The sequence below is a fragment of the Anianabacter salinae genome (assembly GCF_019061145.1).
Classification (GTDB): Bacteria; Pseudomonadota; Alphaproteobacteria; order Rhodobacterales; family Rhodobacteraceae; genus Anianibacter; species Anianibacter salinarum.
Genome location: NZ_JAHQZS010000002.1, coordinates 691,975 through 713,495, shown reverse-complemented (window position 1 = coordinate 713,495; position 21,521 = coordinate 691,975). Strand labels below are relative to the sequence as shown.

The 21,521-nt window shown below is 65.0% G+C and carries 23 protein-coding genes; 16 read left to right on the top strand and 7 right to left on the bottom strand.

Annotated elements, in window-relative coordinates; genetic code table 11:
* The first annotated feature begins 45 nt into the window (after positions 1-45).
* The 5 genes from clpX to KTJ87_RS08080 all read left to right on the top strand — a co-directional run bounded on the left by clpX (position 46) and on the right by KTJ87_RS08080 (position 3,284).
* Positions 46-1,311, top strand: coding sequence for an ATP-dependent Clp protease ATP-binding subunit ClpX (gene clpX, locus KTJ87_RS08100; RefSeq protein ID WP_267138588.1), 1,266 nt, complete (start codon positions 46-48; stop codon positions 1,309-1,311).
* Positions 1,312-1,378: 67 nt separating this feature from the next.
* Positions 1,379-1,741 (top strand): RidA family protein, encoded by a 363-nt coding sequence (locus KTJ87_RS08095; protein ID WP_267138587.1) that lies wholly within the window; start codon positions 1,379-1,381, stop codon positions 1,739-1,741.
* A gap of 90 nt (positions 1,742-1,831) precedes the next feature.
* Entirely contained in the window at positions 1,832-2,215 is a 384-nt protein-coding gene (locus KTJ87_RS08090) for an NADH:ubiquinone oxidoreductase subunit NDUFA12 (protein WP_267138586.1), read from the top strand.
* Complete coding sequence (gene mlaD / locus KTJ87_RS08085) at positions 2,215-2,670, top strand: outer membrane lipid asymmetry maintenance protein MlaD (protein ID WP_267138585.1); 456 nt, start codon at positions 2,215-2,217, stop codon at positions 2,668-2,670. Before KTJ87_RS08090 ends, mlaD begins: the two co-directional genes overlap by 1 nt.
* Positions 2,667-3,284, top strand: a complete 618-nt coding sequence (locus tag KTJ87_RS08080) for a DUF2155 domain-containing protein (protein WP_267138584.1) — start codon at positions 2,667-2,669, stop codon at positions 3,282-3,284. The genes mlaD and KTJ87_RS08080 overlap by 4 nt, the downstream gene beginning before the upstream one ends.
* On the opposite strand, the gene aat is transcribed toward KTJ87_RS08080, so the two are convergent.
* Genes aat through accB form a run of 3 tightly spaced genes read right to left on the bottom strand, consistent with a single transcriptional unit; the run spans position 3,203 to position 5,725 of the window.
* Positions 3,203-3,829 (bottom strand): leucyl/phenylalanyl-tRNA--protein transferase, encoded by a 627-nt coding sequence (gene aat, locus KTJ87_RS08075; RefSeq protein WP_267138758.1) that lies wholly within the window; start codon positions 3,827-3,829, stop codon positions 3,203-3,205. The two genes, KTJ87_RS08080 and aat, sit on opposite strands and share 82 nt — an antisense overlap.
* A gap of 38 nt (positions 3,830-3,867) precedes the next feature.
* Entirely contained in the window at positions 3,868-5,214 is a 1,347-nt protein-coding gene (gene accC, locus KTJ87_RS08070; RefSeq protein ID WP_267138583.1) for an acetyl-CoA carboxylase biotin carboxylase subunit, read from the bottom strand.
* Positions 5,215-5,224: 10 nt separating this feature from the next.
* The gene (gene accB / locus KTJ87_RS08065; RefSeq protein ID WP_267138582.1) at positions 5,225-5,725 is read right to left on the bottom strand and encodes an acetyl-CoA carboxylase biotin carboxyl carrier protein; all 501 of its coding nucleotides are present in this window, start codon (positions 5,723-5,725) and stop codon (positions 5,225-5,227) included.
* A gap of 222 nt (positions 5,726-5,947) precedes the next feature.
* On the opposite strand from accB, the gene KTJ87_RS08060 reads away from it, so the two are divergent.
* Positions 5,948-7,264, top strand: a complete 1,317-nt coding sequence (locus tag KTJ87_RS08060) for an NAD(P)-dependent oxidoreductase (protein ID WP_267138581.1) — start codon at positions 5,948-5,950, stop codon at positions 7,262-7,264.
* A gap of 11 nt (positions 7,265-7,275) precedes the next feature.
* The gene (gene preA, locus KTJ87_RS08055; RefSeq protein ID WP_267138580.1) at positions 7,276-8,583 is read left to right on the top strand and encodes an NAD-dependent dihydropyrimidine dehydrogenase subunit PreA; all 1,308 of its coding nucleotides are present in this window, start codon (positions 7,276-7,278) and stop codon (positions 8,581-8,583) included.
* A gap of 80 nt (positions 8,584-8,663) precedes the next feature.
* Here preA and KTJ87_RS08050 read toward each other — a convergent pair whose 3' ends face one another.
* The 3 genes from KTJ87_RS08050 to KTJ87_RS08040 form a co-directional block, all read right to left on the bottom strand.
* Positions 8,664-9,278, bottom strand: coding sequence for a zeta toxin family protein (locus KTJ87_RS08050; protein WP_267138579.1), 615 nt, complete (start codon positions 9,276-9,278; stop codon positions 8,664-8,666).
* Positions 9,279-9,288: 10 nt separating this feature from the next.
* Positions 9,289-9,615, bottom strand: coding sequence for a hypothetical protein (locus KTJ87_RS08045; protein WP_267138578.1), 327 nt, complete (start codon positions 9,613-9,615; stop codon positions 9,289-9,291).
* Between the two features lie 131 nt (positions 9,616-9,746).
* Positions 9,747-10,376 (bottom strand): TetR family transcriptional regulator C-terminal domain-containing protein, encoded by a 630-nt coding sequence (locus KTJ87_RS08040; RefSeq protein ID WP_267138577.1) that lies wholly within the window; start codon positions 10,374-10,376, stop codon positions 9,747-9,749.
* A 182-nt stretch (positions 10,377-10,558) separates the two neighbouring features.
* Between KTJ87_RS08040 and KTJ87_RS08035 the strand changes: the two genes are divergently transcribed.
* From KTJ87_RS08035 to KTJ87_RS07995, 9 genes are all read left to right on the top strand, one after another.
* Entirely contained in the window at positions 10,559-11,887 is a 1,329-nt protein-coding gene (locus tag KTJ87_RS08035; RefSeq protein WP_267138576.1) for an aspartate aminotransferase family protein, read from the top strand.
* A gap of 49 nt (positions 11,888-11,936) precedes the next feature.
* Positions 11,937-13,187 (top strand): Zn-dependent hydrolase, encoded by a 1,251-nt coding sequence (locus KTJ87_RS08030; RefSeq protein ID WP_267138575.1) that lies wholly within the window; start codon positions 11,937-11,939, stop codon positions 13,185-13,187.
* A 97-nt stretch (positions 13,188-13,284) separates the two neighbouring features.
* Positions 13,285-14,739: a dihydropyrimidinase gene (gene hydA, locus KTJ87_RS08025; protein ID WP_267138574.1), complete on the top strand. Its 1,455-nt coding sequence runs from the start codon at positions 13,285-13,287 to the stop codon at positions 14,737-14,739.
* A complete protein-coding gene (locus KTJ87_RS08020; RefSeq protein WP_267138573.1) occupies positions 14,739-15,161 on the top strand; it encodes a VOC family protein in 423 nt (140 codons plus the stop codon). The genes hydA and KTJ87_RS08020 overlap by 1 nt, the downstream gene beginning before the upstream one ends.
* Positions 15,158-15,943 carry an ABC transporter ATP-binding protein gene (locus KTJ87_RS08015; protein ID WP_267138572.1) on the top strand — a complete coding sequence of 262 codons (786 nt, stop codon included), beginning with the start codon at positions 15,158-15,160 and terminating at the stop codon, positions 15,941-15,943. Before KTJ87_RS08020 ends, KTJ87_RS08015 begins: the two co-directional genes overlap by 4 nt.
* Positions 15,944-15,955: 12 nt before the next feature.
* Positions 15,956-16,294 (top strand): EamA family transporter, encoded by a 339-nt coding sequence (locus KTJ87_RS08010; RefSeq protein ID WP_267138571.1) that lies wholly within the window; start codon positions 15,956-15,958, stop codon positions 16,292-16,294.
* A complete protein-coding gene (locus KTJ87_RS08005; RefSeq protein WP_267138570.1) occupies positions 16,287-17,219 on the top strand; it encodes an ABC transporter permease in 933 nt (310 codons plus the stop codon). Before KTJ87_RS08010 ends, KTJ87_RS08005 begins: the two co-directional genes overlap by 8 nt.
* Positions 17,216-18,064, top strand: coding sequence for an ABC transporter permease (locus KTJ87_RS08000; protein WP_267138569.1), 849 nt, complete (start codon positions 17,216-17,218; stop codon positions 18,062-18,064). Before KTJ87_RS08005 ends, KTJ87_RS08000 begins: the two co-directional genes overlap by 4 nt.
* A 30-nt stretch (positions 18,065-18,094) precedes the next feature.
* The gene (locus tag KTJ87_RS07995) at positions 18,095-19,090 is read left to right on the top strand and encodes an ABC transporter substrate-binding protein (protein WP_267138568.1); all 996 of its coding nucleotides are present in this window, start codon (positions 18,095-18,097) and stop codon (positions 19,088-19,090) included.
* A gap of 399 nt (positions 19,091-19,489) precedes the next feature.
* Here the strand turns inward: KTJ87_RS07995 and acs are convergent, their stop codons facing one another.
* On the bottom strand, positions 19,490-21,448 hold the full coding sequence (gene acs, locus KTJ87_RS07990) for an acetate--CoA ligase (RefSeq protein WP_267138567.1): 1,959 nt from the start codon (positions 21,446-21,448) through the stop codon (positions 19,490-19,492).
* Positions 21,449-21,521 lie beyond the last annotated feature (73 nt).

The following is a 21,521-nucleotide window of genomic DNA, read 5'->3' as shown; positions in this document are numbered from 1 at the left end:
CCTGCGCGCCAGACGGAAGAAGGCGAAAGCCTTAGAGGTTGCGACATGGCGAACAATTCAAGCGACAGCAAGAACACGCTGTATTGCTCATTCTGCGGCAAGAGCCAGCATGAGGTTCGAAAGCTGATCGCGGGCCCGACGGTGTTCATCTGCGATGAATGCGTCGAGCTGTGCATGGACATCATCCGCGAGGAAACCAAGAGCGCCGGGCTCAAGTCGTCCGATGGCGTTCCGGCTCCCAAGGACATCTGTGACGTTCTGGACGATTACGTGATCGGCCAGTTCCACGCCAAGCGCGTGCTGTCTGTGGCGGTGCACAATCACTACAAACGCCTGAACCATGCCGACAAGTCGGATATCGAGCTGTCGAAGTCGAACATCATGCTGATCGGCCCCACCGGCTGCGGCAAGACGCTGCTGGCGCAGACGCTGGCACGCATCCTTGACGTTCCGTTCACGATGGCCGATGCCACCACGCTGACCGAGGCCGGGTATGTCGGCGAGGATGTCGAGAACATTATTCTGAAGCTGCTGCAGGCCTCCGAATACAACGTGGAACGTGCGCAGCGCGGCATCGTCTACATCGACGAGGTCGACAAGATCACCCGCAAGTCCGACAACCCCTCGATCACCCGCGACGTGTCGGGCGAGGGCGTGCAGCAGGCGCTTCTTAAGATCATGGAGGGTACTGTCGCCTCCGTGCCGCCGCAGGGCGGGCGAAAGCATCCGCAGCAGGAATTCCTGCAGGTGGACACGACGAACATCCTGTTCATCTGCGGCGGGGCGTTTGCGGGCCTCGAAAAGATCATCGCGCAGCGCGGCAAGGGGTCGGCCATGGGCTTTGGCGCTGACGTCAAGGACCCCGACAGCCGCGGCGTCGGCGAGATGTTTGGCGAGTTGGAGCCGGAGGATCTGCTGAAATTCGGCCTGATCCCGGAATTCGTTGGCCGACTGCCGGTCATCGCAACGCTTCAGGATCTTGACGAAGACGCGCTTGTCACGATCCTGACCCAGCCCAAGAACGCACTGGTCAAGCAATACCAGCGCCTGTTCGAGCTGGAAGATACCTCGCTGACCTTCACCGACGACGCGCTCAAGGCGATCGCGAAACGCGCCATCGCCCGCAAGACCGGCGCGCGCGGTCTGCGTTCGATCATGGAAGACATCCTTCTGGATACCATGTTCGACCTGCCGTCGATGACCGGGGTGGAAGAGGTCGTGGTAAACGAGGAAGCCGTGTCGCGCGATGCGCCGCCGCTGATTATCTACGCCGAATCCAAGAAGGAAAGCGCGAGCGCGAGCGCGGGGTGATCTGCGCACAACGGGTTTGAAAGGCGGGGCAGGTGTCCCGCCTTTTGCGGTCAAGAGGGACGCTTGCATGGACATCAAACGGATTTCTTCGGGCGGCGCCTTCGAGCCGAAGATCGGCTATTGCCGCGCGGTCGTCGCCAACGGCTTTGTCTTCGTTGCGGGCACCGTGGGCCAGGGCGATACGGTTCAGGACCAGTGCCGCGCCGCGCTTGGCATCATCGAGGCCGCGCTGAAAGAGGCAGGCTCCAGCTTTGCCGATGTCGTGCGCGTGACCTATTACCTTCCCGACCGCGGTGAGTTCGAACAATGCTGGCCGATCCTGTCGGATGCCTTCGGCGCGAACCCGCCTGCGGCCACGATGATCGAATGCGGGCTGATCGACGCGAAATACCGCATCGAGATCGAGGTGACGGCGGTTCACCGCGGCTGATCGCGGCTTTGCGCGCCTGAAACCCGCGCGGCGCACTGGACCTCTGCGCGCCGCTCGGGCATATCCGGTGCAACGGCAATGGAGGCTCTGATGGGCATTCTCAACTCGCTTCTGAACGCGGTCACATGGTGGCACGGCGCCACGCTGAACACCCGGTTCCACACCTGGCGCAATGGCCACCGCGTCGGCGAGGACGATCAGGGCAACATCTATTACCAGACCAAGGACGCCAAGCGCCGCTGGGTGATCTTCAACGGCGACGCCGAGGCAAGCCGCGTCAGCCCCGACTGGCACGGCTGGCTGCACCACACCTGGAAAGAGCCGCCGACCGAACGCCCGGTGCCGCGTCAGGCTTGGGAGAAGCCGCATCAAGAGAACCTGACAGGCACGCCGCTGGCCTATGCGCCCGCTGGCTCGATCCGGCGCCCGCAGCCCGCGCAGCGCCAGGATTACGAGGCATGGACGCCTGAGTAATGGCGCAGCGGGTCACTGAAATCCTGGTTGGCGCTGGCGTCGTCGCGGTGGCGGCGGGCTTTCTGGTCTACGCCGCTGGCGCGACAGGGCTGGGGCAAACCGCCAGCGACGCGTCCCGCTACGAGGCAGTGTTCCGGTCGGTGCAGGGCGTGAATGTCGGAACCGACGTGCGCCTTGGCGGGGTCAAGGTCGGCTCTGTGACCGCGCTTGATCTCAACCCCGAGAATTTCCGCGCCGTGGCAAGCTTTACCGTCGACCGTGTACTGAACCTGCCCGAGGATACCGCTGTCATCGTCGCCTCCGAGGGCCTTCTTGGTGGCAACTACATCGAGGTTCAGCCGGGCGGATCGCCGTTCAACCTCGAACCCGGCGCGACGATCACCGACACGCAAGGCGCCGTGTCGCTGGTCAGCCTGTTGCTCAAGTTCGTCTCGGGCGACAGCAGCGCCGAATGATGCGGGCGCTGGTTCTGAGTCTGGCCCTGATGGCGATGCCGGCGGCCCTGCTTGCGCAAAGCGACCGCAACGCGATCGAAGTGCAGCCGCTGGACGACCCCGCTGATTCAAACGGCAGCTTCACGCCCGGCACGTCCCCGCCCGGGCAATACACCCCCGAAATCGAGGAAGGGTATCTCGACGAATATGACGAGGGTATCCGGCTTGAGCAGGGGTTCGACGACGGCGTCCGGCTTGAGATGGACGAACAGGCGCCCGCTCAGGTGCGCGGCAAGGTGGCGCCCGAAGGTGCGGTCCTGCGCGCGCTCGACACGATGTCGGGGCGCACCTCGGATCTGACCGTGCCGCCGGGCGAGTTGGTGGATTTCGGGCGGCTGACGATCCAGATGTCCGAATGCCGCTATCCCGCAGAGAACCCCGATGGCGACGCGTTTGCCTATGTCGTCGTGCTGGACGAAGGCGATGCCAACCCGACGTTTTCCGGCTGGATGTCCGCGTCGTCCCCGGCGCTGAACGCGCTGGATCATCCGCGCTATGACGTCTGGGTGCTTCGCTGCGTGGTGCCCGAGGACCAGACCGAGGAGACGGGCAGCGACGACTCGTCCGGGAACTGAGCGTCGAGCGCAAGCGCCTGTTCCAGCGTGGCGCGGTAGGCGGCCCGGGGGATTTCCCGCCCGCCCAACGAGGCAAGGTGCGGGGTCAGGAACTGGGTGTCGAACAGCGCGAACCCGGCCTGCCGCAGCATCGCCGTCAGATAGGCCAGCGCGATCTTGGAATGATCCGTGCGGCGCGAGAACATGCTTTCGCCAAAGAACGCAGCCCCGATATGCAGGCCAAACACGCCGCCGGTCAGGTCATCGCCCTCCCATACCTCGACCGAGTGGCAGATCCCTTGCGCGAACAGCGCCCGGTAAAGCGAGAACAGCATCGGGTTGATCCAGGTCTCGTCGCGGTCGCCGCAGGCGATCACCACCTCGTCGAAGGCGCGGTCGAGCGTGACGCGGTATCCGCCGCGCCGCAGCCGCCGGGCCAGCGAGCGCGAGATGCGAAACCCGTCCAGTGGAAGCACGCCGCGGAAATGCGGGTCAATCCAGGCAAGATCGTCGCTGTCGCGGCTTTCGGCCATGGGAAAGATGCCGGCACGGTAGGCCTGCACCATCAGATCGGGCGTGAGCGTGGGGTCGGACACCCCGCCAGTCAGCCGATGTTCCGGGCCAGCCAGTCCTCGAGCCAGTGGATCGAGTAGTCGCCCGACTGGATGTCCGGTTCGGCCAGAAGCGCGTTGAACAGGGGCACGGTGGTGTCGATGCCGTCCACGATCAACTCGCCAAGCGCGCGGTGCAGGCGCGCCAGAGCCTCGGGCCGGTCGCGTCCGTGCACGATCAGCTTGCCAATAAGCGAGTCGTAATAGGGGGGGATGCGATAGCCGTCGTAGATGGCGCTGTCCATCCGCACGCCCAGACCGCCCGGCGCGTGGTATTGCGTGATCCGGCCCGGCGAGGGCGAGAAATTCGGCAGTTTCTCGGCGTTGATGCGGACCTCGATGGCGTGGCCGTTGATCTTGAGGTCGTCTTGCGTGAACGACATCGGCATGCCAGAGGCGACGCGGATCTGTTCGCGCACCAGATCGATGCCAAAGATCGCCTCGGTCACGGGATGTTCGACCTGCAGGCGGGTGTTCATCTCGATGAAGAAGAACTCTCCATCCTCGTACAGGAATTCAATGGTGCCCGCGCCGCTGTAACCGATGCGTGCGATGGCATCGGCGCAGACCTTGCCGATCCGGTCGCGCGTGGGCTGGTCGATGGCTGGGCCGGGCGCCTCTTCGAACACCTTCTGGTGACGGCGCTGGAGGGAACAGTCACGCTCGCCCAGATGCACCGCGCCGCCCTTGCCGTCGCCGAAGACCTGGATCTCGATGTGACGCGGGCGGCCAAGGTATTTCTCGATATAGACTTCGTCGTTGCCGAAGGCCGCCTTGCCCTCGGCCCGCGCGGTGCGGAACGCGGATTCCAGATCGTCCGCAGTGCGCGCCAGCTTCATGCCGCGCCCGCCACCGCCGGCGGTGGCCTTGATGATGACCGGATAGCCGACTTCTTCGGCGACGGTCCGCGCGGTTTCCATGTCGGCCACGCCGCCGTCAGAGCCGGGCACGCAAGGCACGCCAAGCGCCTTCATCGTGTCCTTGGCGGTGATCTTGTCGCCCATGATGCGGATGTGTTCGGCCGAGGGGCCGATGAACGTCAGCCCATGATCCTCGACCGCCTGCACGAAGGCCGCGTTCTCGGACAGAAAACCGTAGCCGGGATGGATCGCCTGGGCGCCGGTGATCTCGCAGGCCGAGATGATCGCGGCCATCGACAGGTAGGAGTGTGACGACGGAGGCGGTCCGATGCAGATCGCCTCGTCCGCCATGCGCACATGCATTGCGTCGGCATCAGCGGTGGAATGGACGGCGACCGAATGGATGCCCATCTCGCGGGCCGCGCGGACCACGCGCAGCGCGATCTCGCCCCGGTTGGCGATCAGGATCTTGTCGAACATCAGCTTCGCCTCACTCGACGATCATCAGGGGGGCGCCATACTCGACCGGCGAGCCGTCCTCGACGAGGATGCGCTTGACCGTTCCGGCGCGCGGGCTGGGAATGTGGTTCATCGTCTTCATCGCCTCGACGATGAGAAGCGTCTGGCCCTCGGACACCTTGTCGCCAACCTTGACGAAGGCGTCAGACCCGGGCTCGGCCTGCATGTAGATCGTGCCGACCATGGGCGAGGTCACTGCGCCGGGGTGTGTCGCGGGATCGCCGCCTTCGGACGCTGCGGCCGGTGACACCGGCGCGGACGGGGCCGCAGAGGGTGCGGATTGGGTTTGCGGCGCATAGCTGGGCGCCTGCATCTGGGTGACGACCTGCTTGGCGCGGCTGACCCGCACGCTCAGCTTCTGGTCCTTGCCGGTTTCGCGCTGGACCTCAAGCTCGGTCAGGTCATTCTCGGTCAGAAGTTCCGCAAGCGCGCGAATGAAATCCACATCCGCATCGGTGTTCTTGTTGGTCATGCTGTCCTCAAGCCGCCTGATGTCCCCGGACCCGTCTGGTGCGAGCCTGTCATTGCGGGGCTTATACGCGACGGCAGCGGGGGAGAAAAGCGCCAGCGACGGATTTCTGTGCGGTTCGCGCAGCGCCACGCTCTCGGGCACCTTTGCCAAAAATTTACCGTTTGATAAAATTTCAACCTGTGGCAGGCTTTTGCGAAAGACGAACCAACAGGGGGGCCATGAATGGCCAATACGACAATGACACCGGGCGTGGCGGCCGGACGGCTTGCCGCCGAGGTGCTGCAGCAGAACTTCGGTGACCTGCATCCCCCGCTGGGGCGGCACGAGGCGCAGGTAGCGGCGGATCGCTGCTATTTCTGCCACGATGCACCCTGCATGACGGCATGCCCGACCACGATCGACATCCCGCTGTTCATTCGCCAGATCGCGACGGGCACGCCCGACGCGGCGGCGAAGACGATCCTGTCGCAGAACATCCTTGGCGGCATGTGCGCCCGCGTCTGCCCGACCGAAACCCTGTGCGAAGAGGTCTGTGTGCGCGAGATCGCCGAAGGCGCGCCGGTCGAGATCGGGCGGCTGCAGCGCTTTGCCACCGACACGTTGATGGCAAAAGACGTGCACCCCTTCATGCGCGCCGCCGCGACCGGCAAGCGGGTCGCGGTCGTCGGTGCAGGTCCCGCAGGACTTGCCTGCGCGCACCGTCTGGCGATGCACGGGCACGACGTGGTGATCTTTGAAAAGCGCGAAAAGCCCGGTGGTCTGAACGAATACGGCATCGCGTCCTACAAGACGGTGAATGGCTATGCGCAGGCCGAGGTGGACTGGCTTTTGATGATTGGCGGCATCGAGATCCGCTATGGTACGGCGCTGGGGTCCGATGTGACGCTCGATGCGCTGGCAGCCGAGCATGATGCGGTGTTCCTTGGCGTCGGGCTGTCTGGCGCCAACGCCATCGACGGCTTCGACAAGGCAAATGTCGGCCCGGCGGTCGATTTCATCGCAGCTCTGCGCCAGTCGCCGGACCTTTCGCAGCTGCCCGTTGGCCGCAACGTGGTGGTGATCGGCGGCGGCATGACGGCTGTGGACGCCGCTGTGCAGTCAAAGCTTCTGGGGGCGGAAAACGTCACAATGGTCTACCGGCGCGGCAAAGACCGGATGTCTGCCAGCGTCTATGAACAGGACCTCGCAGCGTCCAAGGGCGTGCGCATCGTCTACAATGCGCAGCCCGTCGCGGTGCACGGAAACGGCAGCGTCGCCGAGGTGGAGTTCGAATACACCGCAGACGGCACCGGCACGGGCGAGACGTTCCGCATCCCCGCCGACCAGGTGCATGTCGCCATCGGCCAGGGGCTTGACGGCGCACCCGGCGCGCTGGAGCTGACCGGCAGCAAGCTGGCCCTTAGTGACGGCCACCGCACCAGCCATCCCAAGGTCTGGGCCGGCGGCGACTGCGCGCTCGGCGGCGAGGACCTGACCGTGACCGCAGTCGCCGAAGGGCGCGACGCGGCGGAAGACATCCATCACAGCCTGATGGGCTGAGGAGAGACGATATGGCCAACCTGCAATCCGAATTCGTGGGCATCAAGTCGCCCAATCCGTTCTGGCTGGCCTCGGCGCCGCCCACGGACAAGGAATACAACGTCCGACGCGCCTTCGAGGCGGGATGGGGCGGCGTCGTCTGGAAGACGCTGGGCGAGGCGGGGCCGCCTGTCGTCAACGTCAACGGCCCGCGCTACGGCGCGATCTGGGGCGCGGACCGGAGGCTTCTGGGCCTCAACAACATCGAGTTGATCACCGACCGCCCGCTCGAGGTGAACCTGCGCGAGATCAAGGCGGTCAAGCGCGACTACCCGGATCGCGCCGTCGTGGTGTCGATCATGGTGCCGTGCGAGGAAGCGGCGTGGAAGGCGATCCTGCCGCTGGTCGAGGAAACCGGCGCGGACGGGATCGAGCTGAACTTCGGCTGCCCGCATGGCATGTCGGAACGCGGCATGGGCTCGGCGGTGGGGCAGGTGCCCGAATACATCGAGATGGTCGCGCGCTGGTGCAAGACGAACACCCGGATGCCCGTGATCGTCAAGCTGACGCCGAACATCACCGACATCCGCTTTCCGGCCCGCGCGGCCAAGGCGGGCGGGGCGGATGCGGTCAGCCTCATCAACACGATCTCGTCGATCACCGGCGTCAATCTCGACAGCATGTCGCCCGAGCCGATGATCGACGGCAAGGGCAGCCACGGCGGCTATTGCGGCCCTGCGGTCAAGCCCATCGCGCTGAACATGGTGGCCGAGATCGCTCGCGACGCCGAAACCCGCGGCCTGCCGATCAGCGGCATCGGCGGCGTTACGACGTGGCGCGATGCGGCCGAATTCCTCGCGCTTGGCGCAGGGAACGTGCAGGTCTGCACGGCGGCCATGACCTATGGCTTCAAGATCGTGCAGGAGATGATCTCGGGCCTGTCAGAGTGGATGGATGAGAAGGGGCACGCCAGCGTCGCGGACGTCGTGGGCCGCGCGGTGCCGAACGTCACCGACTGGCAATACCTCAACCTCAACTACGTCACCAAGGCGCGCATCGATCAGGACGCCTGCATCCAGTGCGGGCGCTGCTATGCCGCCTGCGAGGACACCAGCCACCAGGCCATCGCGATGTCCGACGCGCGCGTGTTCACCGTCAAGGACGACGAATGCGTCGCCTGCAACCTCTGCGTCAACGTCTGCCCGGTCGAGGATTGCATCACCATGGTCGAACTGGACGCCGGTGCGCTGGACGAGCGGACGGGCAAGCCGGTTCAGCCGGAATACGCCAACTGGACGACGCATCCCAACAACCCCGCCTCGCGCGAGGCGGCAGAGTAAGGCGACGGACCTCCCCCGGTGCCTTTCGGGGCGCGCGCCATATGGTGCGCGCCCCGCCTCAACGGTCCGGGGCCGTGCCGTCAGTCCTGCTCGAATTGGTAGTCAGCGTCGCGCAACGGAGCGAACAGCATGGGTTCGGGCCAGGTCAGGTCCGTCGCCCCGTAGCGGCGCACGAATTGCCCGATGACATGCGCGACCGGTCGAGCGTTTGCACCCACGATGCTGTTGTCGAAGATCATCGCCTCATCCGACGCAATCACCGCATGGGGAAGCTGTGCCATGGTCCTGTGCCAGCGGCTCAGGACCCGGTCTGCGGGCACATCGTGTCCGCCCTTGGCGACACGGTCCTGCACGCGGGCGACGTTGATCGCAGGATCGTCAAGCGTGATGAAGATCAACCGAACGAACATCCCGCACGCGCGGGCGCGTGTCATCGCGGCGACATGGCTGGGATGCGACATGACGGTTTCGTAGGTAAAGGAGATGCCGTCGGTGATCGCGGTGTCCCGCGCGTTGCGGACCTGCGATTGCGCGGCTTGACCTGCGTCTGCAGCCGTTCCGCCCAGCGTGCGGGCGATGTCGTCGGCGTTGTGATAGTTCGGGATATCGACACCGATCAGGTGCAGAACGTCGACGAGGCTGGATTTTCCAGATCCGTTCGGCCCCGCGATTACGGTGAAAGAGGGCTGCTCCAACCGGGCCTGATCAGGCGGCGCGTCCGGACGGGGTGCGCCCCGCCTTTGCCGTATCTTCCGCCCCCAGACCGCCTGCGCCCCTGAGAGCCTTCAGCATTGTTCCGAAATCGAGGGTGTCGATCCGGCGACGGGCGAAGCGGTCGCGGTTCTCGGGCCCGATCCTTTCCATCGCTGCCGCGTGGCAGCGTTCTTCCAGCGCCTGCAGGTCTTCGTCGACCAGTAGCGGGCAAGACGCCTGCACTGTTGCCAGAGACGCCTCTACCGCGATCGCGACAAGATCCGAAAGTTCGGCCCCACCATCGTTGGCCCGCATCAGCACATTGTCCTTATGACCCATCGGAATACTCCTGCCCATTCAGGCATATTTTTTCGCCATGAAAGTTGAACGTCAACGATACCCTGCATGTTCCGTAAACGTTCCGAGACGCTGGCCTCTGCTCGAGAATATATGCGCTCGATACTTTGCTTTCATGGACGAATCGTCAACAGGTTCGTGTAAAGCGTCGTGAGGAACCCTGCCGCCTCGGCGAAATGCGCGTCGCCCTCCGGGGTCAGGATGCCGCGCACCTGGACGTCGAAATCGGCGTAGTGCTGGGTCGTCGCCCAGATCGAGAAGATCAGGTGATGGGGGTCGACAGGTGCGATCCGTCCCTCCTGCGCCCAGCCACCGATCAGCGCCGCCTTGTCGTCCACCAGCGTCTTGAGCGGACCCTCGATCATGTCGAGAACGCGCGGCGCGCCCTGCACGATCTCGTTGGCGAACAGGCGGCTTTCGCGCGGCAGGGTGCGCGCCATGTCCAGCTTGCGCAGGGCATAGGCGACGATCTCGTCGACCGGCTCGCCCGCGTCGCCAAGGTGACGCAAGGGATCGAGCCAGCTGTCCATTAGGCCGGACAACAGCCTGACGTGAATGGCTTCTTTCGACGGAAAGTAATATAGCAGGTTCGGCTTCGACAGCCCCGCGACCTCTGCGATCTGGTCCAGTGTCGCGCCGCGAAATCCGTGCTGGCTGAACACGTCCAGCGCCGCATCGAGGATCGCCTCGCGGTTCCGCGCCTGGATGCGGGTGCGGGGTGTTCTGCTGACCGCCTTGTCCATCTGCCATCCGTCCCAAAGCGTTTCACCGATGCCGCTTTTCCCGTCACAGGGCGCAACAGAAATGCGCCGACGCGTGGGACACGGGGCAGGCCAAGGCGGTTCGGCGAAATCCTTGACCCGGCCCGTTCCCGTGGTAGCGTGATCCTGACCATTTGGTCAAACTCTTGTCACATGAGGCTGCCATGGCGCTCGACCGCCCTTCCGTACCGAACGATCTTTCGGCTTTCTGGATGCCGTTCACCGCGAACCGGCAATTCAAGAAGGCGCCGCGCATGTTCGTCTCGGCGGACCGGATGCACTACAAGACATCCGATGGCCGCGAGGTGCTGGACGGCACGGCGGGCCTGTGGTGCTGCAACGCGGGCCACAACCGCCCCAAGATCGTCGAGGCGATCCGCCAGCAGGCCGGGGAACTGGACTATGCGCCCGCCTTCCAGATGGGCCACCCCAAGGCGTTCGAGTTGGCCAACCGCCTGCGCGACATGGCGCCCAAGAGCATGGACCATGTGTTTTTCACGAACTCCGGCTCGGAAAGTGTTGAAACGGCTCTGAAAATCGCCATCGCCTATCATCGCGCCAAAGGGCACGGCGAGCGGACCCGCCTGATTGGGCGCGAACGCGGCTATCACGGCGTGAACTTCGGCGGCATCTCGGTTGGAGGCATCGTCAACAACCGCAAGGTCTTCGGCTCACTTCTGAACGGCGTCGATCACCTGCCGCACACACACCTGCCGGGGCAGAACGCCTTTACCCGGGGCCAGCCCGAGCATGGCGCGCATCTGGCGGACGATCTGGAACGCATTGCCGCGCTGCACGGGCCGGAAACCATCGCCGCCGTGATCGTCGAGCCGATGGCGGGGTCCACCGGCGTGCTGATGCCGCCCAAGGGCTATCTCGAACGCCTGCGCGAGATCTGCACGAAACACGGCATTCTGCTCATATTCGACGAGGTCATCACCGGGTTCGGCCGCCTTGGATCGCCCTTCGCCGCCGATCATTTCGGCGTTCAGCCCGACATGATGACCTGCGCCAAGGGTCTGACCAACGGGGTGATCCCGATGGGCGCGGTGCTGGCGACGTCCGAGATTCACGATGCCTTTATGCATGGCCCCGAGAACCTGATCGAACTGTTCCACGGCTACACCTATTCGGGCAATCCCATCGCCTCGGCGGCCGGGATCGCCACGCTCGACACCTACCGCGAGGACGGGCTGTTCGAGAGGGCCGCCGAACTTGCGCCCTATTGGGAAGATGCGGTGCATTCGCTGAAGGATGCCCGCCACGTCATCGATATCCGCAACATGGGCCTGATCGCGGGGATCGAGCTGGAGCCGATTGCGGGCGAGCCGACGCGCCGCGCCTTCAATGCCTTCCTCCAGGCCTACGAGAAGGGTCTGCTGATCCGCACCACCGGAGACATCATCGCGCTGTCGCCGCCGCTGATCATCGAGAAGGAACATATTGACACCATTGTCAGTATCTTGCGCGACATTCTTCAGAAACTGGACTAAGGCGAAGGCGTCGCATCCACGACGACGCCGCGCATAACGGGGAGACGACATGGCCGCACCGGGCGAGAACCTCAAGATCAATGGCGACCGGCTTTGGGACAGCCTGATGGAGATGGCCAAGATCGGTCCCGGCGTCGCGGGCGGCAACAACCGCCAGACCCTGACGGATGAAGACGCCGAGGGCCGCGCGCTGTTCCAGTCCTGGTGCGAGGCGGCGGGGCTGTCGATGGGCGTCGACACAATGGGCAACATGTTCGCCCGCCGCGACGGGACCGACCCGGACGCGCTACCGGTCTATGTGGGCAGCCACCTTGATACCCAGCCGACGGGCGGAAAATACGACGGGGTTCTGGGTGTTCTGGGCGGGCTGGAAATCATCCGCACGCTCAACGATCTGGGCATCAGGACGCGCCACCCCATCGTCGTGACCAACTGGACCAACGAGGAAGGCACGCGCTTCGCGCCCGCCATGCTGGCCTCGGGCGTCTTTGCGGGCGTGCATGACCAGGACTGGGCGTATGACCGCGTGGATGCCAAGGGCAAACGCTTTGGCGACGAATTGCAGCGGATCGGCTGGAGGGGCGAGGAACCCGTCGGCGCGCGCAAGATGCATGCGTTCTTCGAGTTGCATATCGAACAGGGGCCGATCCTGGAAGCGGAGGGCAAGGACATCGGCGTGGTCACCCACGGGCAGGGCCTGCGCTGGATCGAATGCACCGTCACCGGCAAGGAAAGCCACACCGGATCGACTCCGATGCACATGCGCCGGAACGCCGGGCGCGGGCTGGCACTGGTGATGGAACTGGTGCACGAGATCGCGATGGCGAACCAGCCGAACGCCGTGGGCGCCATCGGGCACATCGACGTCTACCCCAATTCGCGCAACATCATCCCCGGCAAGGTCGTGTTCACCGTCGATTTCCGCACCCATCTGCTGGACAAGCTGAACGCGATGGTCGCCGAGTTCAAGGAGCGTGCGCCGCAGCTTTGCGAAGAGATCGGCGTGAGTTTCGACAGCCAGATCGTCGGCCAGTTCGACCCGCCCGCCTTTGACGAGGGCTGCGTGGCCGCCATTCGCGGGGCTGCCGAGCGGCTGGGGTATTCCCACATGGATATCGTGTCTGGTGCGGGCCACGACGCCTGCTGGATCAACGACGTGGCACCGACCGCGATGGTGATGTGCCCCTGCGTGGACGGGCTGTCGCACAACGAGGCGGAAGAGATTTCGAAGGACTGGGCGGTCGCGGGCGCGGACGTGCTGATGCATGCCGTGGTCGAGACGGCGGGGATCGTGGACTAGACCGGCAAGGCTGGGGGGCTCTGCCCCCCAGACCCCCCGGAGGTATTTGTGGACCAAAGATGAACAGGCGCGCGGCGCCGGGACGGAGGAGCGAGGCATGAGCACAGTCATCAAGAACGGCACCATCGTGACAGCGGATCTGACCTATGCGGCGGATGTACTGGTGGAGAACGGCGTGATCACCGCCATCGGGCCGAACCTGACGGGTGACGAGGTGCTGGACGCGACCGGCTGCTATGTCATGCCGGGCGGGGTGGATCCGCATGTGCACCTCGAGATGCCGTTCATGGGCACCTATTCGAGCGATGATTTCGAGAGCGGCACGCGCGCGGCGCTGGCGGGTGGCACCACGATGGTGGTGGATTTCTGCCTTCCGGCTCCTGGGCAGGGGCTGCTCGACGGGTTGCAGATGTGGGACAACAAGTCCACGCGCGCGCATTGCGACTATTCCTTCCACATGGCGGTCACCTGGTGGGGCGAGCAGGTGTTCAACGAGATGGAGACCGTCGTGCGCGAGCGCGGCATCAACACCTTCAAGCACTTCATGGCCTACAAGGGCGCGCTGATGGTCAACGACGACGAGCTGTTCGCATCGTTCCAGCGCTGTGCCGAACTGGGCGCGATCCCGATGGTGCATGCCGAGAACGGCGATGTCGTGGCGGATCTGTCGGCGCGGCTTCTGGCCGAGGGCAACTCTGGCCCCGAGGGGCACGCCTATTCCCGCCCGCCGCAGGTCGAGGGCGAGGCGACGAACCGCGCGATCATGATCGCCGACATGGCCGGCGTGCCGCTTTATGTCGTGCACACCAGTTGCGAAGACAGTCACGAGGCGATCCGCCGCGCGCGGATGCAGGGCAAGCGCGTCTGGGGTGAGCCGCTGATCCAGCACCTGACGCTGGACGAGAGCGAGTATTTCGACAAGGACTGGGACCATGCCGCGCGGCGCGTGATGTCGCCGCCGTTCCGCAACAAGGCACATCAGGAGTCGCTTTGGGCCGGGCTGCAATCGGGGTCGCTGTCGGTGGTGGCGACGGACCACTGCGCGTTTACCACGGACCAGAAACGCTATGGCGTGGGCGACTTCACCAAGATCCCCAACGGCACCGGGGGGCTGGAGGACCGGATGCCGATGCTCTGGACCTACGGGGTGGCGACCGGGCGGCTGACGATGAATGAATTCGTCGCCGTAACCTCGACCAATATAGCGAAAATCCTGAACATTTATCCGCGCAAGGGCGCCATTCTGGTGGGCGCGGACGCCGATCTGGTGGTTTGGGACCCGGCGAAGGAAAAGACCATCACCGCAGCCGCGCAGCAGTCGGCGATCGACTACAACGTCTTTGAAGGCAAGCATGTGAAGGGCCTTCCGCGTTTCACGCTGACGCGGGGGCGCGTGGCGGTGCAGGACGGCGAGGTGCGCGGGCAGGAAGGCCACGGACAATTCGTGAAACGCCCCGCCGGGCAATCCGTCGGCAAGGCGCTGTCGACCTGGAAGGAACTGACGGCGCCGCGCAAGGTGGAACGCTCGGGCATCCCGGCGAGCGGGGTGTGATGCGGGCGCCGACCCTCGGCGGCGTTCTGGAAGCCGCGATCTACGTCGACGATCTGGACGCGGCGGAAGCGTTCTACGGCGATCTTCTGGGGCTGGAGACGGTGATCCGGCAAGAGGGGCGCCACGTTTTCTTTCGCTGCGGCCAGGCGATCCTTCTGGCCTTTGATCCGGCGGCGAGCCGGGTGCCGCCGGGGCCGGACCAGTTGCCGGTGCCGCCGCATGGCGCGTCCGGGCCCGGGCATGTCTGTTTCGCGGCCGAGGCGGACGAACTTGAGCGCATGTCGACGGCGCTGCCGGTCGAGGGCGTGCCGGTAGAGGCCGATTTTCGCTGGCCGCATGGTCCGCGATCCATCTATGTGCGCGATCCCGCTGGCAACAGCGTCGAATTCGCGGAGCCGAAACTGTGGGAGCCTTCCAGGTGACAGATGCCCCCGTCATCGAGGCGAAGAGCCTCGATCTGACCTTTCAGACCGGCGATGGGCCGGTGCAGGCACTTTCAGACATCAACCTGAGCATCGCGCGGGGCGAGTTCGTGTCGTTCATCGGGCCGTCGGGCTGCGGCAAGACCACGTTCCTGCGCTGCGTGGCGGCGCTCGAGGCGCCGACGGGGGGCACGCTGACGGTGAACGGCATGACGCCCGACAAGGCGCGGCAAAGCCGGGCCTACGGCTATGTCTTTCAGGCGGCGGGCCTGTATCCGTGGCGCACCATTGCGGGAAATGTGAAGCTGCCGCTCGAAATAATGGGGTATTCAGGCGCGGAACAGGAAGACCGTGTTCGAAAAGTGCTGGAGCTTGTGGAGCTTTCCGGGTTCGGAAAGAAGTATCCCTGGCAGCTTTCGGGCGGGATGCAGCAGCGCGCCTCGATCGCGCGGGCGCTGGCCTTCGATGCCGACATCCTTCTGATGGACGAACCCTTCGGCGCGTTGGACGAGATCGTGCGCGACAGCCTGAACGAGGAGCTTCTGAAGCTTTGGGCGCGCACGCAGAAGACCTGCCTGTTCGTGACCCACTCGATCCCCGAGGCAGTGTATCTGTCCACCAAGATCGTGGTGATGTCGCCGCGCCCGGGCCGGATCGCCGACATCATCGACAGTCCGCTGCCCGCCGAGCGTCCGCTGGATATCCGTGACAGTCAGATCTTCATCGAGACCGCGCACCGGGTGCGTGAAGGGCTGCGCGCGGGGCATGGCGATGCGGCATGAGGGGCGCTGGGAATGACAATGGGGTTTCACATGTGGCTGGGCGGGGCGATGGCCGTGTTTCTGGCCGCTGGCATCGCGCTGCGGCGCTATGTCGATACCCCGGCGCTTGCCCTCTTGGTGACAGCGCTGGTGCTCTATACCCTGGGAAACCTGATGATGGTGCGCCTGATGCGGGAAAGTGGGATGGCGGTGGCGATCTCGCTGTCCGCCGTGCTGCAACTGCTGCTGGCCAATGCCGTCGCCATCGTGCTGTTCAAAGAGCATCCAAGCCCGCGCCAGCTTGCCGGGATCGCGCTTGGCGTTGCGGCGGTGGCGTTGATCGTGCTGCCTCAGGGGGCGCGCGATGACTGATGCTGCCGTCATGCCGCGCCGGACCTCGTGGCAGCGCGTTCGGGGCGGAAAAATGTTGCCGGTGCTGAGCGTGCTCTGCGCCATCGTGGTGATCTGGTACGCGGCGGCGGTGTGGATGAACGCGACATGGACGCTGGATCAGGCCGCGCGGGCGGGGACCGAGCCGACGTTTGCCGAGATCGTCGCCGACACGATGGTGCAGAAGCGGCCTTTGCTTCCCGCGCCGCACCAGGTGGCCGCGACGCTGTGGGACCAGACGATCGAGCAGAAGGTGACATCGAAGCGCAGCCTCGTGTTTCACGGCTGGATCACGCTGCAGGCGACGATTCTGGGCTTTGTCACCGGCGCTGTGCTGGGCGTGGCGGTGGCGGTCGGCATCGTCCATTCGCGCACCATGGATCTGAGCGTGATGCCTTGGGCGGTCATCAGCCAGACGATCCCCATCGTGGCCCTGGCGCCGATGATTATCGTGCTGTCCAACGCCGTGGGCATCGACGGGCGCACGGTGCCAAAGACGATCATCTCGGCCTATCTGAGCTATTTCCCGGTGCTTGTGAGCATGGTGAAGGGGCTGCGCAGCCCGGGCGCTGCGCAGCGTGACCTTCTGAAGACCTACAATGCCAGCGGGATGCAGACGTTCTTCAAGCTGCGGCTGCCTGCGTCCTTGCCGTATTTCTTTGCCGCGATGAAGGTGGCGGTTGCGGCCAGCCTGATCGGCGCCATCGTGGGCGAGTTGCCAACGGGCGCGATCCAGGGGCTTGGCGCGCGAATGCTGATCGGCAGCCAGTTCGGCGAGCCGTTGATTATGTGGGCGGCGCTGTTCGCCGCCGCCATCCTTGCGGGGGTTCTGGTCATTGCGGTGGGACTGCTTGAACGGCTTGCCCTGCGGCTGATGGGGCAACCGGGGCAGGGAGGCGCGCGATGATCTGGGTCGCGGCGGGCGTGCTGATCTGGCTGGGGGCCTGGGCGCTCAACGTGCGCATCGCGCATTCGGCGCTGGCGGGCACGCGCGCCGGGCGCATGGCGATCCCGCTGATCTTCGGGCTGTCGGTGCTGATCCTGTGGGAAGCGCTGGTGTTCGGTTTCGGCGTGTCGGCGGTGATTCTGCCCGCGCCCTCGGCAATCGGGGCAACCATCGCGGGCGCGCTGCCGGTTCTGTGGGGGGATTTCGTCCAGACCTTCGTGAAAGGCGCGCTGTCGGGCTATGTCATGGGCTGCGCCGCCGCCGTCATCGTTGCCGTGCTGATCGACCGCTCGCCCTTTCTGCAGAAGGGCCTGCTGCCCATCGGCAACTTCGTGTCGGCGCTGCCGATCATCGGCATCGCGCCGATCCTGGTGATGTGGTTCGGCTTTGACTGGCAGTCGAAGGCGGCCGTCGTGGTGGTGATGGTGTTCTTCCCGGTGCTGGTGAACACCGTCGCGGGGCTTGCCGCCACCGAGGGCATGCAGCGTGACCTGATGAAGACCTACGCGGCCGGATACTGGCAGACGCTGGCCAAGCTGCGGCTTCCGGCGGCGCTGCCGTTCATTTTCAACGGGCTGAAAATTTCGACAACGCTGGCGCTTATCGGGGCGATCGTGGCGGAATTCTTTGGCTCGCCCACACGCGGCATGGGGTTCCGCATCTCGACAGAGGTGGGGCGGCTCGGGCTTGATATGGTCTGGGCGGAAATCGCCGTGGCGGCGCTTGCCGGCTCGGCGTTCTACGGCGTGGTGACGCTGGCCGAGAAGGCGTTGACCTTCTGGCATCCGTCACAGCGCCAACACTGAAAAAAGAAGACCAACCGGAGAGGTAATACCATGAAACAGATCATCGGAGCGGCTGTCGCCCTTGGGGCCCTTGGCCTGGCAAGCGGCGCGGCACAGGCGCAGGATGCCCTGACACTGCAACTGAAATGGGTCACGCAGGCCCAGTTCGCGGGCTATTACGTGGCGCTTGAAAAAGGCTTCTACGAGGAAGAGAACCTCGATGTCACGATCAAGCCGGGCGGGCCGGACATCGCGCCGACGCAGGTGATCGCGGGCGGCGGCGCCGACGTGATGGTCGACTGGCTGCCTGCGGCGCTTGCGGCGCGCGAAAAAGGCCTGCCGCTGGTCAACATCGCGCAGCCGTTCAAGTCGTCCGGCATGATGCTGACCTGCCTTGCGGAAACCGGCGTCGAGGCGCCCGAGGATTTCCCCGGCCGCACCCTGGGCGTCTGGTTCTTCGGCAACGAATACCCGTTCCTGTCATGGATGAGCCAGCTTGGCATCCCCACGGAGGGCGGCGAGGACGGCGTCGAGGTTCTCAAGCAGGGCTTCAACGTCGATCCGCTTTTGCAAAAGCAGGCCGACTGCATCTCGACGATGACCTACAACGAATACTGGCAGGTGATCGACGCCGGCATCACGCCCGAGGAACTGGTGACCTTCAAGTACGAGGACCAGGGCGTCGCCACGCTGGAAGACGGGCTTTACGTGCTGGAAAGCGCGCTGGAAGACGAGGCAATGGTCGACAAGCTGACCCGCTTCGTGCGCGCCTCGATGAAGGGCTGGAAATACGCCGAGGAGAATTCCGACGAGGCGGCCGAGATCGTGCTGGAATACGACGAGACCGGCGCGCAGACGGAACAGCACCAGAAGCGCATGATGAGCGAAGTCGCCAAGCTGACCGCAGGTTCGGCGGGCGCGCTTGACCCGGCCGATTTCCAGCGCACGGTGGATACCCTGCTGGCGGGCGGCTCGGACCCGGTGATCACCGCCGATCCGGGTGAGGCGGCCTGGACGCATGTCATCACGGATGCCGCGCTGAACTGAGGCGCGTCTGACGGATGAAGCAACGAAGGCCCCGGACACTGCGTCCGGGGCCTTTGTGCTTGGCGGGTCAGCGCTGCTTGGCCGCCAGCACCGTCGCGCGCCGCGACCGCGCTGTCTGGGGTTGAACCGGCACGGGAACGAGGCGTCCGGAACCGTCCATCATATAGCGTCGCACCATGATACCCTCGCCTGATTTCGGGGAAGACCCCGAGGGAAACAGAACCTGCATGTTTCACCCTTCCTGCTCCTGTGTGGCACGCGATCGCGGCACGCGCGGGATCGCAAGACGTCAATTCAATGAAAATGACGGCCATTTCGGGCAGGTTGTTAGGGTTGGCCGGAAATCAAACGGGCCGCGTCGATGCGCGGCCCGTGCGGAATGCTGACGCTGCGTGGGGGTCAGTCCCGGTTCATCCGGTTCTCGATCAGGTCCTCGACGACGCTGGGGTCGGCCAGCGTCGAGGTGTCGCCGAGCGCGCCATAGTCGTTCTCGGCGATCTTGCGCAGGATGCGGCGCATGATCTTGCCGGACCGCGTTTTAGGCAGGCCGGGCGCCCACTGGATCAGGTCGGGCTTGGCGATGGGGCCGATCTCGGTGCGGACCCATTTTTCAAGCTCCTTGCGCAACGCGTCGGTCGGCTCGACCCCGTTCATCAGAGTGACATAGGCGTAGATGCCCTGTCCCTTGATGGCGTGCGGATAACCGACGACGGCGGCCTCGGCCACGTCCTCATGCGCGACAAGCGCGCTTTCGACCTCGGCGGTGCCCATGCGGTGCCCCGAGACGTTGATGACGTCATCGACGCGGCCCGTGATCCAGTAATAGCCGTCCTCGTCGCGGCGGCAGCCGTCGCCCGAGAAGTAGTAGCCTTTGTATTGCTGGAAATAGGTGTCCATGAACCGCTGGTGGTCGCCGTAGACGGTGCGCATCTGCGCGGGCCAGCTGTCGGCGATGGCCAGCACGCCGTCGGCCTTGGTCTCTTTCTGCTCCTCGCCGGTGGTCGCATCCAGAACCACCGGTTTGATGCCGAAGAACGGCTTGGTCGCCGAGCCGGGCTTGGTGGGGATCGCGCCGGGCAGAGGGGTGATAAGGTGGCCGCCGGTTTCGGTCTGCCACCAGGTGTCGACGATGGGGCAGCGGCCCTTGCCGACGACATCGTTGTACCAGTTCCACGCCTCGGGGTTGATCGGCTCGCCCACGGTGCCCAGCAGCTTAAGCGAGGACAGATCATAGCCCTCGACGTACTGCTTGCCCTGGCCCATCAGCGCGCGGATCGCGGTCGGCGCGGTGTAGAACTGCGCGACCTTGTGCTTTTCGCACACCGCCCAGAACCGGCCCGCGTCGGGATAGGTCGGCACGCCCTCGAACATCAGCGTTGTCGCGCCGTTCGCGAGCGGGCCATAGACGATATAGCTGTGCCCGGTGACCCAGCCCACGTCCGCCGTGCACCAGTAGACGTCGCCGTCGTGGTAGTCGAACGTGTATTGGTGGGTCATCGCCGCGTAGACGAGATAGCCGCCCGAGGTGTGCACAACGCCCTTCGGCTGGCCGGTGGAGCCGCTGGTATAGAGGATGAACAGCGGGTCCTCGGCGTTCACTTCGGCGGGCGTGTTCTGATCCGAGGCGGTTTCGCGCAGCGCGTTGTAGTCATGATCGCGCCCCTCGACCCAGGTGGTCTGATCGCCGGTGCGCCGGACCATCAGCAGCTTGACGCTGTCCTTGCAGTGCAAGAGTGCGGTGTCGGTGTTCGACTTGAGCTTGGTGGCCTTGCCGCCGCGCGGGGCGAAATCGGACGTGATGACGACCTTGGCGTCGCAGCCGTTGATCCGCGCCCCCAGCGCATCGGGCGAGAAGCCCGCGAAGACGATGGAGTGCACCGCGCCGATGCGCGCGCAGGCCAGCATGGCATAGGCCGCCTCGGGGATCATCGGCAGGTAAAGGACGACGCGGTCGCCCTTGGTCACGCCCATGTCCAGCAGGATGTTGGCCATCTTGCAGGTTTCGGCGTGCAGCTCGCGGTAGGTTATGTGGCGGGCGTCGTCGCCCGGCTCGTCTGGTTCCCAGATGATCGCGGTCTGGTCGCCGCGTGTCTCAAGATGGCGGTCGATGCAGTTGGCGGCGACGTTCAGCGTGCCGTCCTCGAACCACTTGATCGACACGTCGCCGTAGTCGAAATTCACGTCCTTCACCTTGGTAAAGGGCTTGATCCAGTCGATGCGCTGCGCGTGTTCGGACCAGAAGCCTTCGGGATCGTCGATCGACCGGGCATACATCTGGTCATAGGTGGCGGCGTCGATGTGGGCCTTGGCCGCGAAATCGGCGCTTGGCTCATAGAGTTTCTGGCTTTCCTCGGCCATGGGGTCCCTCCCTTCAATACTCGGCGCCCGCCGCGGGGCGGCGGGGAAAGGCCCCGGGCAGGGCGCCCGGGAC